The organism is Ferruginibacter sp. (assembly GCF_014377975.1).
Classification (GTDB): Bacteria; Bacteroidota; Bacteroidia; order Chitinophagales; family Chitinophagaceae; genus Ferruginibacter.
Map to the genome: position 1 here is coordinate 34,317 of NZ_JACMOO010000285.1, position 11,648 is coordinate 45,964.

Annotated in this window: 9 protein-coding genes; 8 read left to right on the top strand and 1 reads right to left on the bottom strand. The window is 38.5% G+C overall.

The window, feature by feature from the left end; all coding sequences use genetic code 11:
* Positions 1-62: 62 nt before the first annotated feature.
* Positions 63-1,943, bottom strand: a complete 1,881-nt coding sequence (locus H7254_RS14845; RefSeq protein WP_301933701.1) for a CHASE3 domain-containing protein — start codon at positions 1,941-1,943, stop codon at positions 63-65.
* A 278-nt stretch (positions 1,944-2,221) separates the two neighbouring features.
* Here H7254_RS14845 and H7254_RS14850 point away from each other — a divergent pair, with 278 nt between their 5' ends.
* From H7254_RS14850 to H7254_RS14885, 8 genes are all read left to right on the top strand, one after another.
* Positions 2,222-3,067: a S9 family peptidase gene (locus H7254_RS14850; RefSeq protein WP_301933702.1), complete on the top strand. Its 846-nt coding sequence runs from the start codon at positions 2,222-2,224 to the stop codon at positions 3,065-3,067.
* A gap of 154 nt (positions 3,068-3,221) precedes the next feature.
* On the top strand, positions 3,222-3,941 hold the full coding sequence (locus H7254_RS14855) for a glucosamine-6-phosphate deaminase (RefSeq protein ID WP_301933703.1): 720 nt from the start codon (positions 3,222-3,224) through the stop codon (positions 3,939-3,941).
* Between the two features lie 233 nt (positions 3,942-4,174).
* Positions 4,175-5,407: a DUF6786 family protein gene (locus H7254_RS14860; protein ID WP_301933704.1), complete on the top strand. Its 1,233-nt coding sequence runs from the start codon at positions 4,175-4,177 to the stop codon at positions 5,405-5,407.
* A gap of 7 nt (positions 5,408-5,414) precedes the next feature.
* A complete protein-coding gene (locus H7254_RS14865; RefSeq protein WP_301933705.1) occupies positions 5,415-6,278 on the top strand; it encodes a fumarylacetoacetate hydrolase family protein in 864 nt (287 codons plus the stop codon).
* A 98-nt stretch (positions 6,279-6,376) separates the two neighbouring features.
* Positions 6,377-7,663, top strand: a complete 1,287-nt coding sequence (gene fucP, locus H7254_RS14870; protein WP_301933706.1) for an L-fucose:H+ symporter permease — start codon at positions 6,377-6,379, stop codon at positions 7,661-7,663.
* 95 nt (positions 7,664-7,758) lie between these two features.
* The gene (locus H7254_RS14875; RefSeq protein WP_301933707.1) at positions 7,759-8,919 is read left to right on the top strand and encodes a glycoside hydrolase family 172 protein; all 1,161 of its coding nucleotides are present in this window, start codon (positions 7,759-7,761) and stop codon (positions 8,917-8,919) included.
* A gap of 427 nt (positions 8,920-9,346) precedes the next feature.
* Positions 9,347-10,573 (top strand): tyrosine-type recombinase/integrase, encoded by a 1,227-nt coding sequence (locus tag H7254_RS14880; RefSeq protein WP_301933708.1) that lies wholly within the window; start codon positions 9,347-9,349, stop codon positions 10,571-10,573.
* Positions 10,574-10,843: 270 nt separating this feature from the next.
* On the top strand, positions 10,844-11,350 hold the full coding sequence (locus H7254_RS14885; RefSeq protein WP_301933709.1) for a hypothetical protein: 507 nt from the start codon (positions 10,844-10,846) through the stop codon (positions 11,348-11,350).
* The last annotated feature ends 298 nt before the right edge of the window (positions 11,351-11,648 follow it).

Genomic DNA, 11,648 nt, shown 5'->3' on the forward strand with positions numbered 1-11,648 from the left:
TGTTTAGTTTGTTAGTTGGGGGTATCGTTAAATTACGGATTTAACACTCTATTTGCTGCACATTAATTTTGATAGGGTAAATATAAACAAAAAACAGCACCCGTACCGCTTTCCCCTTTTGCCGATATAATCCCATTATGATGATGCATTATTTTTTTACAAATTGCCAATCCAATACCGGTTCCTTCGTAAGCTGTTCTGCCATGCAACCGTTGAAAAAGCTCAAAAATTTTATGTTCATATTGTTGTTCAAAACCTATTCCATTGTCCGCTATAGAAATTTTCCAGAATTTACCTTTCTGGCCGGGATGATCTGTTTTCATTTCTTCTTCAGAGAGCACGGAGGCTGTAATGATAATATGAGGCGGCACATCCTTTCTGCCATATTTAACAGCATTATGAATAATATTGGAGAACAATTGCAAAAACTGTATTTGTACTACATTCAGTACCGGCAAATTATTGGTTTCAATAGTTACATTTTTTTCTTCCAGCATTTCGGCCAGGTTATTCTTTACTTCTTCCACAACACTGTTAAGATCGGTGCGGATAAATTTAATTTCTGAATTGTTGGCATTGGAGTAACTTAGTAATGCCTGTATCAGATTTTGCATACGGGCCGCAGCAGCAATGATTCTTGTAAAATAATCCTTTCCCGTTTCCGACAAATTAGCATCTTCCTTTTTTGCAAGAATGAGCTTACTGAAAGATTGTATTTTTCGTAAAGGTTCCTGCAAATCGTGAGAAGCAATATAGGTAAAAGACCCAAGTTCTGCATTGTTGCGTTCCAGTTCCAGGTTTTTGGCAGCCAGCGTATCATTTAATAAAATATCTATTGAAACATCCTGTATTGAACCTACCAACAATTCATTGTTTTCACTTTGAATAAACGCACCGCTCGACCTGCAGTAAATAATGGTATTCTGTTTAGTGATAATGCGGTAAACATGTTCAACAAGCGTGTGTGTGTCTAATGTTTCTTTGCCATCTTTAATTACCTGTTCCTTGTCATCAGGATGAATAAAACTGGTAAACTTTTCAAAACTGGGAACAAATTCCTGCGGCTCATATCCAAGTAGCCGAAAAAGATTATCAGAATATTTGAGCCCACCAGTTTGCAGGTTCCAGGAATAACTGCCAATCAATGCATTTTCTTCGGCATAAGAATAAATACTATTGGTGAGTTTTAGTTCTTCATTTAAAATTTTTAATGCTTCCGTTCTTTCAGATACTTTAATTTCCAGTTCGCTTGCAAAATGTTTAGTGGCCCGCTGCAGTTCCTGCGCAGAGGCCTCATTATCTTCTGCCTTAACGCGTAAATGCATTTCGTTTCTAAGCCTGAAATAAGCAACTGTTACAATAACGATGGCTATCAGCGAAAGTAGTAAGGAATAAAGCGGAGTTATAAAAGCGGTACGGTCTTTTTGTAATGTTCTGTGTAATAATAAATCATTTTCAATCTGTGTCATCACTGCAATATGATCCCTTATTTCATCCATGGAAGCTTTACCTTTTTCCAGGTAAACAATCATGCTATCTTTTACACTACCCTCGCTCATTGATTGTTTAAAAATGAAGGCTAAAACATCAAACTGTTTTTTAATCAGTACGGATAAAATTTCATTATTTTTTTGCTGGGTATTATTCGTACCAATAAGTATTTTTACATCTTCGATATTTTTTTTTACTTTTTCAAATGCCCCGTAATAGGGTTGTAAAAAGGCGGGCTTTTTTGTAAGCAGGTAACCCCGTTGGCCTGTTTCAGCATTCAGCAGGTTTACTAAAACCAGGTTTAGTGTATTACTTACCTGGTAACTATTATTTAATAAATTTTCTGCATCATTTTGCGAGTTAATCCGCTGATAAGAAATAAAGCTTGTTGCCAGTAAAATTAAAAGCAGGCCGGTAAAAAATACATCTGGTAATACTATCTTTTTTTTCATTGATATCTTTTAAAAATTGCCTGGTGGCATCCGGTTACTTTTGTTGTACCTGTTATTTAAGCACATTTTTTGCAACACCATACGGTTAAATAAAAATATAGAATTGCATTGAATAATTGCGTAGTTTTTTTTCTGCATTTATTATTTATTAAAGAAGAAATAAAAGGTACAAGTGTTACAGTTACTTTGTTACTACGTGTCGCTGCAGCTGCAGGCTTTTATAATAAGGCGAAAATACTGTCAGCAAAAAATAGATAAATCCCGTAATTTTAAATATCATGAACTCGATAAAAAACATACTGATCACAGCAGGCGGTAATCGCCAAATGGCACTGGATATTTTTTTTGAAAAAAAAATGGAGCAAAAACCAGTGGTGATTTATGCGCATGGTTTTAATGGCTTTAAGGATTGGGGGAATTTTGACCTGATTGCTGAAAAATTTGCCGGGCGGGGATTGGTATTTATAAAATTTAATTTTTCGCACAACGGCACCACGCCCCGGCAACCGGAAGAATTTGCAGACCTGGAAGCATTTGGAAATAATAATTATTCAATGGAACTAAATGATTTGAAAGAGGTAATAGATTGGGTAGTAGATAAAGAAAATCCTTACCGGCAAGCCATTGATAACAGTGCTATCTATCTGACAGGACATAGCATGGGCGGAGGTATTGCCATCCTGCAGGCAGCCAGAGACCGTCGCATAAAAAAATTAATTACCTGGGCAGCCATCAGTCAGTGTAAAACGCCCTGGGGTAGCTGGCCTCCTGAACAAATGGAAGAGTGGAAGCAAAGCGGGGTTCAGTATTATACCAACAGCCGCACAAAACAGCAACTGCCTTTGTATTACCAGTTGTATGAAGATTATTGTAACAACCAGCAAAAGCTTGACATAAAAAGCGCTATGCAAAGCCTGCAAATTCCTGTATTGATTTGCCATGGTACAGCTGATACTGCCGTACCGGTTGAAAATGCAATATTGTTAAAAACCTGGCAACCGGCGGCACAAATTTTTACCGTTGAAACCGATCATGTATTTGGAAGAAAACATCCCTGGACTGATAATGTTTTGCCCTCCGCAATGGAAGCCATTGTACATGCCAGCATACAATTTTTATTGTAGGGTACAACGGTTTTAAAAATAGTATTCAATCAGCAAAGAAAGTGTAGGATTAGGGCAACAGACTCTTTCAATTTTCACTTGCTGTAAAAGCCAACCGGCAACGTATATTGATTGATGCCCAACTGTTTATTTTCAGCTTAAATAATATTAGCCAATGGTTGCTACGTTTAAAAATTATCAGGATTTGTCTGCCTTTGCAGCTAATAAAATTATCCGTTTAGTAAAGCATAAAAAAAATGCCGTATTGTGTTTGGCTGCCGGCGATACGCCGGCTTTAACTTATCACCTGGTAGTGGAGACAGCTAAAAGAGAAGCAATCAGTTTTTCGGAAATTATATTTACAGGCCTGGATGAATGGGTGGGCATTGGCCCGGATATACCCGGCAGTTGTTATCATTTTTTGCAGCAAAAAATATTTGGCCCTTTGGGAATAAAAAAAACGCAGATTCATTTTTTTAATAGCATGGCAACTGATCTGCAGCAGGAATGCAACCGCATCAATACCATCATTCAAACAGTGCGTGGTATTGACCTGGCACTGGTAGGCATTGGGCTAAACGGTCATGTTGGTTTTAACGAGCCAGGCATTGATCCTGCAGGGAATGCTCATGTAGTTACCCTGGATGAGGTAACCAGTATTGTGGGACAAAAATATTTTAAAACAAATACTGCTTTATCCAAAGGCATCACATTGGGGATGGCGCAAATAATGCAGGCCCGTGAAGTTTTGTTACTGGCGAACGGCGCAAAAAAAGCAGCGATCATCCGCAGAACATTAAAAGAAGATATTTCAAATGCAGTGCCTGCAGGCTTTATTACCACCCATCCAAATGGATGGATATTGCTGGATGAGGAAGCGGCGGCTGAATTGTAATTTGTTTAGCAATACTATAAATTGTACAGGTAGGCTTTATTATAAGTAATGTAGTAAAAGAGTATCTGTAAAACTCTGCCTGTTAAAATCGCTATGCTTTATTTGTATATGTTTGAGGAATTATTTTTTACATAGGGCGGTAAAGATTTCAGGGCAACCATGTTGTTTTATTTTTAGCGCTACAATAACCAGGCGTTGCTGCAACTAAAATTATATTAATTAAATTGAGCTATATGAAAAATTACCTGTTTTTTTATCCCTGTTTATTACTGGGTGCAGCAGGCTGCAATCTGCCGGCTAAAAGCCCTGCCGCTGCAACGGCAAAGGATTCTGCTTCAAAAGGAACTTATGCTTATGATGTAGACTTTTTAAAAAAGCACACCACCAAAGTAATTGAACTAACCAGCGAAGACAGCTCCGCAAAAGTATTGTTATCGGCAGATTACCAGGGCCGGGTTATGACCAGCACTGCTTTGGGCGATACCGGTATCAGTTTTGGCTGGCTGAATTATGCATTGATAGCTGCACCCGAAAAAAAGAAACAATTTAACCCCGTGGGGGGAGAAGAACGTTTTTGGATGGGCCCGGAAGGCGGCCAGTATTCATTGTATTTTAAAGGCGGTGATTCTTTTAATATAGCGCACTGGCAGGTACCTTCGTTTATTGATACTGAAATGTACGATGTAACACAAGCCAGTAAATCAATGGCTGTTTTTTCTAAAAAAGCCATTATAAAAAACTATAGCGGAACCAGTTTTGATATTGCGATTGAAAGAACCGTAAGCCTGCTTTCAAAAGATCAACTGGCAAAAAAACTAAAAGTATCCATCCCTGCTGATATTGATTTTGTAGGTTTTGAAACAAGTAACAAAGTAACCAATACCGGCAGCACCAACTGGACAAAAGACAACGGATTATTATCTATCTGGCTGTTGGGAATGTTTACTCCTTCCCTTGAAACAACCGTTATCATTCCATTTCATCCAATTGCCAACGCACGATCTTTTATCACGGATAATTATTTTGGCGATATACCCAAAGAACGTTTACACGTTACCGATAGTGTACTCTATTTTACCTGCGATGGAAAACTGAGAAGTAAGATTGGTTTATCGCCCTTGATTGCCAAACCAATTGCAGCCAGCTTCGATTTTAAAAATAATGTGCTCACAGTTATTATTCCGCAGGTAAATAAGGAGGCCGCTTATGTAAACAGCAAATGGGAAATGCAGGCACAGCCTTATAAAGGCGATGTAATCAATTCGTACAACGACGGACCGCTGGCAGACGGAACACAGATGGGGCCGTTTTATGAAGTGGAATCTTCGTCACCGGCACTTGAATTAAAAACAGGTGCAACGGGCGAATATAAACAAACCACTTGCCATTTTCAGGGCAGTTATATCACCTTGCAACAATTGGCAAAACAACTGCTGGGCGTTGACCTTAACACAATAAAAAAATAACATCACCATGCATTTATACAAAACTTTAAAAGGCAATTTACTGAAACAGCAGGAAAATTATTATTTACTAAAAGATGATTGGGATACATTGATCAATCAGCCGGATTTGTACAAACATCTTTTACAACTGTCAACAACTGCCGAAACGATTTCCGGCGATGAAGCAATACACGGAATTAATAATTATTTACAGCCACCGGTAGGCAGCCAGGAAGTTTGGGCAGCGGGTGTTACTTACCTGCGCAGCCGCGATGCAAGAATGGAAGAATCAGAAGATACAGGAGCCGCCGATTGTTACCAGCGGGTTTACGAGGCAGAGAGGCCGGAGCTGTTTTTTAAGTCGCTTTCACACCGGGTTTCAGGTCATGGCCAGCCGGTGCATATTCGCAGGGATTCAAAATGGGATGTACCCGAACCTGAGCTTGCTTTGTACATCAATTCGTTGGGCAATATACAAGCCTACACCATCGGCAACGATATGAGTTCAAGAAGTATTGAAGGAGAAAATCCTTTGTATCTGCCGCAGGCAAAGATGTATGAAAGAAGCGCAGCACTTGGGCCTTGCCTGCTGATCATTGAGGAGCCAATTACATTGGCTACTTCCATCGGCATAACCATTTACCGCAATAATAAAAAGATGTTTGATGATGCCACTACACTTGCCAATATGAAACGCTCTTTAAGCGAACTGGCCGGGTGGCTGTATAAAGAAATGGATTTTGAAACCGGTTGCTTTTTAATGACGGGCACCTGTGTAGTACCACCCAATGATTTTACATTGCAGGAAAAGGATGTAGTAAATATCCGCATAGATGGCATTGGTATATTGACAAATACCGTTGCTCTTAAAAATAAATTTTCAGGAGCGTAAAGTATTATTTTAATTGAAACTTTTTTTTATTGCAGGTACAGTATATTTATAGTTGAAAAAAAATTAACCCGGTTTTTAAAAAATCTTTAACGATCAACATGTCCAATCAACCACCGAAAGCCGCAAGCTATAAGGTAGCTTTTGTATTAATTACCAGCCTTTTTTTTATATGGGCTTTTTTACACAACATCAATCCAATCCTTATTCCGCATTTAAAAAAAGCCTGCCAGTTAACAGACCTGCAATCTTCTTTTATTGATACGGCTGTATACCTGGGTTATTTTATTATTGCGTTGCCTGCAGGCTGGTTCATGCATAAATACGGGTATAAAAAAGGAATTCTTTTTGGTTTAATTTTATATGCTATTGGTGCAGCATTGTTTATTCCAGCGGCTTCTGCCCGCAGTTATAATTTCTTTTTAGTTGCGTTGTTTATCATTGCCAGCGGCGCTACATTTTTAGAAACCGTAGCCAATCCTTATATCACCAAGCTGGGTGATAAGGCGTCATCTGAACAACGCTTAAATTTTGCACAATCCTTTAATGGAGTAGGTGCTTTTATAGCACCCATCATTGGTGGACAATTTATACTTTCGGGCATTGAACATACGCCCCGGGAGCTTCAAAATTTTTCACCGGAGCAACTTAACAATTATCTTTCTTTTGAAGCAAACAGTATAAAAATACCCTATATGGTTATTACAGGTGTGGTATTATTAGTAGCACTTTTTTTTGTTTTTACCCGTTTACCCGAAATTGTGGAAGAAGATATTGAGGACGACGGACATGGCCACAAATCTTTTTCTTTAAAAATATTTCGCCACCGGCATGTAACCTGGGCAGTAATTGCAGAATTTTTTTATGTGGGTGCACAGGTTGGTGTGGGTAGTTTTTTTATCCGTTTTTCCAGGTTTACCATGGGGCTTCCTGAAAAAGAAGCCGCCTATTTGTGGGGCTTTATTGCAATGGTTGGCTTTATGCTGGGCCGCTTTGCCGGAACGTTTTTTATGCGGTATGTCAAGCCTTCAAAACTGCTAAGTTTGTATGCAGTAATAAATATTGTATTGCTCATTATTGCCTTAATGGCTTTCGGTAAAATAGCCGTGTATTCCTTGCTAGCCGTGCCTTTCTTTATGTCTATCATGTTTCCAACCATATTTGCTTTGGGTATTAAGGGGCTGGGAGAAGAAAGTAAAATTGCTTCTTCTTTCCTGGTAATGTCCATTGTTGGCGGAGCCATTATTCCTCCCATTATGGGACAGATTTCGGATAAAACGGGCAGCATACAGATGGCCTATATTGTTCCGTTGCTTTGTTTTGTATTTGTATTGTATTTTGGCTGGAAGGGGTATAAATTTGTTGAACCAAAAACAGTTGTTGTTTAAAAATAATTGTTGAGGAGAAAACAAACTTTTAGCACCTGATGATTAAATGATCCGGAAGGCTTCTTTAGATTTTCATATATTTTAAAACTACCATCATGCAAAAGACTACCAGTTGTTTATTTTTTTGTATCGTTATCTGCGCCATTTCGCAGGCGCAAAAATTTAATGGCATCGAATCCAATATGGGCAATTTATTCCGGATGTCGGATGCCAAAACGAGGTCTATCAGTCCGGAGAATTTTACCGGTGCAAAAGGCGAAGGCGGTAAAGCCACTACAGGAACAGGTTCTGGCGCAAGTAAAGATTTAGGGCAGGGCTGGAAGGTAAGTCCGAGTGTGGTCATCAAATCTAAAACTACTTTCACTGTTGCAGAAATCAGCGGGCCAGGTTCGGTGCAGCATATCTGGATGACACCCACTGGCAACTGGCGGTATTCCATCCTGCGTTTTTACTGGGATGATGAAACCACGCCTTCCGTAGAAGTTCCGGTGGGAGATTTTTTTGGTATGGGCTGGGGCAAATATTCTCCGTTGCAGTCGCTGGCAGTTTGCGTAAACCCAGGCAGCGCTTTTAATTGTTACTGGCCAATGCCCTTTAGAAAAAAATGTAAAATAACCATGGAAAATATGGATGATGCAGATATGGTATTGTACTACCAGGTTGATTATATTTTAACAGAGGTACCCCCGGATGCTGCTTACTTTCATGCACAGTTTAACCGTACCAACCCATTGCCTTATAAACAGGAGTACGTACTGGTAAATAATATAAAAGGAAAGGGACAGTATGTGGGTACTTATATAGCCTATGGCGCTCACAACAATGGCTGGTGGGGCGAAGGAGAAATAAAATTCTTTATGGATGGCGATACCAATTTCCCCACCATTTGTGGCACCGGCACCGAAGATTATTTTTGTGGCTCGTATGATTTTGATACACAGAAAAAAAATGAAGCAGGTGTGGAGCATTCTAACTACACAGAATATTGCACCCCGTATGCCGGCTTGCCTCAGGTAATAAAAGGTGACGGGCATTATGAAATAGCGCAGCGTTTTGGCTTGTACCGCTGGCACATTAAAGACCCTATCCGTTTTGAAAAAGATTTAAAAGTTACCATACAGGCGCTGGGCTGGAAGCACAACGGCACTTACCTTGTATTGCAGGATGACATTGCTTCTACGGTGTTCTGGTACCAGGCAGAACCGCATACCCCTTTTCCAAAATTACCGGCAAAAGATCAACTGGAAGTTAATTAAAAACACGCTTTCATCTCAAGGTTTGCGAGGACACCAGCCCCGGCAAAAAGGCGAATACGTCGGATGTTGATTTACAAGACACAACATTGGCTTCGGGAAATTGCAGGATATTATGATTAAAAAGCGGGTTCCAGCAAGGGCTAAAAAAAACGCAATATTTGTTTTTTTCTTTAGACAGTGGGTTTATAATGCTCAGTTTAGTTATCAATCTCAACGCTTTTCATAAGTTAAATATTAAAAAAGTTTGGTTTTAAAAATTAATAAATAAATAGTATTTTAGGTTTGTCAAATCAATTATCCATGTGTAAATCTGTAACTCAGGTATGGCATTGCTTTTAAAAAAACACCATTTAGTTGTATCAAGCCTCAGCAATTAATAATGCAGAAATCATAAGCATTTGTAAAATAAACACCAAAATGTTGGATTATGATTACGATTGTTTTAAAACCATTTCACCAAAATGCAGAAGAGCGTATTGGGATTTTTTTTGACTTTAATTTAAGTCTTGACAGGAAAATAAGAAAAATACATTTTGTGCGTTGGAACAATGCCTTTAAATGCTGGCACTTGCCAGTAAATTCAGAAAGTTACAATGAGTTGTCTGCAGCCGTAGGGGATGCTGCAGCGATTGACAACAGCCGGTTAAGGTTTTATCTTGAAAAAAGAAATAAAATTCAGGCAGGCAATCAATTTGCCATTGCAAACAAGAGTGATGCCGTGGCAACAAATAATAACTTTTCGATAAAACGAATTAAGCCACCAGCATCGGCCAAATCCCTGATATGGCAGGTAAGTAACGAAAATTTAGAAGAGCTGGCAAAAATGGTACAGCTATTAAAATTACAAGGCAAAAGCGATCGTACAATCGATACTTACCGCAGTGAATTTCTGCAGTTGCTTCAAACCATACAAAAAAAGCTGGTGAGCAGCCTTACCACGGAAGAGTTAAAACGGTACATGGTGTATGCAATGGAAACGAAAGGCATTTCTGAAAATACCGCCAATAGCCGCTTAAGTGCGATTAAATTTTACTTTGAACAGGTATTGGGCGGGGAGAAATTTTTTTGGGAGATACCAAGAGCAAAGAAACCGAAGCTATTGCCAAAACTTATCAGCGAAGAAAAAATAATTTTGGGGCTGATGAACGTTGCCAATCTGAAACACCGCACGCTGTTGTTACTTGCCTATAGTGCGGGTTTAAGAGTAAGCGAAGTAGTTGGGTTAAAAATAGCGGATATCAACAGCGACCGGATGCAAATTTCCATTAATGGAGCCAAAGGCAAAAAAGACAGGATGGTAATGCTAAGCGCATCGATACTGGAATTATTGAGGGAATACTATCAATGCTATAAGCCAAAAGAATGGCTATTTCAGGGACAGCACAAGGGTGAACATTACAGCAGCCGGTCGGCACAGGAAATTTTTAAATCAGCCTATAAAAATCTGGGGTTGCCGGAGCAATGCAGCTTTCATAGTTTGCGGCACAGTTTCGCCACCCATTTACTGGAAAACGGAACGGATATCAGCTATATTCAAAGACTGCTTGGGCACAGCGATATAAAAACTACATTAATATACGCCCAGGTAAGTAACAGAGATGCAGGAAAAATTGAAAGTCCGCTTGATAAGATACTGCGGAAAAAGAAGGGCTAGAATTAGATTTCAGATGTTTTATTTAATATGCGGAAGTTTGCTCAAAACTTGCGTTTTTCCAATTAATCATACATTATTTAATATTTTATACGAAAGTTTAAACTTTCATATATTAATTCCCCGTTTATATATAATTTTAGTAATTAAAAACTTATGCGGTTTTAACATTTTTCAGAAAAATGAACATTCGCATATAATTACGTTGGTTGCTATTTTAAAGACCCCCACCATTTGACACCATTTTTGACAATTTCAACCATATTAAAAGCAATGGACATCAAAATTATCATAACTGCTATCTTAACTTTTATTGCGACGGGAATATTAGCACCATTTAGTAAAGTAATTTTTGAAAAGATATTTTCTGCATATAACCCAGACCCAAAAAAAATAAATTCAGGAATAAAGAATACTCTCCTTTTTGCATTGCGGTATTTAGTGCCAATTGCTAATGTTATATACTTATATATTTCACATAAAGAGGTTGACAAGTTTTTAGTTTTAACGACTGTTTTTATTTTTTCGGTATTAGTATTAAATATTTCGTTAGACATGTTATTTAAGTTTATGGACAGGTTTTTTATTAATAAAAAGACAGATTTACTTTCTCCAATAATTTCAATTATTAAAGAATTATTAGATAAGAGTGTAACACATGATAAAGTGCTTATTAAACTAACTGAAGTCCAATATGACCATATAAACATTGCAAATAAACTCTCCGAGCAAGTTGCATCTATCCCTAAACAGCAAGACCAAAAACAGCAACCAACATGAGGTTTTATAATATTGGGGCCTGACCAACAAACATCAGCTAAAAGCAAAGCCAGGCATCAGTTTCGGCTTGACCAGCATCTTTAATCTTTAGTACAAACAATGAACTTTTAATTATTAATTTGGCTTCGGTTGCGGGCAGACGGAAGTTAATATCCCAACATCATAAAGCCCTACCGTTGTACGTCACCCTATTGAACATCCTACACATATACAAGCATCCATGACTTTTGCCGACACGACCCAAAGCACAAAGTCAGGCACATTGCAAGGCACACAAAAACGAAACACAAAAGCCAAC

Excerpts from the sequence above, each read along its gene's own strand:
- H7254_RS14845 (WP_301933701.1), bottom strand. The coding sequence starts at position 1,943 with ATGAAAAAAAAGATAGTATTACCAGATGTATTTTTTACCGGCCTGCTT.
- H7254_RS14860 (WP_301933704.1), top strand. The coding sequence starts at position 4,175 with ATGAAAAATTACCTGTTTTTTTATCCCTGTTTATTACTGGGTGCAGCA.
- H7254_RS14850 (WP_301933702.1), top strand. The coding sequence starts at position 2,222 with ATGAACTCGATAAAAAACATACTGATCACAGCAGGCGGTAATCGCCAA.
- fucP (WP_301933706.1), top strand. The coding sequence starts at position 6,377 with ATGTCCAATCAACCACCGAAAGCCGCAAGCTATAAGGTAGCTTTTGTA.
- H7254_RS14865 (WP_301933705.1), top strand. The coding sequence starts at position 5,415 with ATGCATTTATACAAAACTTTAAAAGGCAATTTACTGAAACAGCAGGAA.
- H7254_RS14880 (WP_301933708.1), top strand. The coding sequence starts at position 9,347 with ATGATTACGATTGTTTTAAAACCATTTCACCAAAATGCAGAAGAGCGT.
- H7254_RS14885 (WP_301933709.1), top strand. The coding sequence starts at position 10,844 with ATGGACATCAAAATTATCATAACTGCTATCTTAACTTTTATTGCGACG.
- H7254_RS14855 (WP_301933703.1), top strand. The coding sequence starts at position 3,222 with ATGGTTGCTACGTTTAAAAATTATCAGGATTTGTCTGCCTTTGCAGCT.
- H7254_RS14875 (WP_301933707.1), top strand. The coding sequence starts at position 7,759 with ATGCAAAAGACTACCAGTTGTTTATTTTTTTGTATCGTTATCTGCGCC.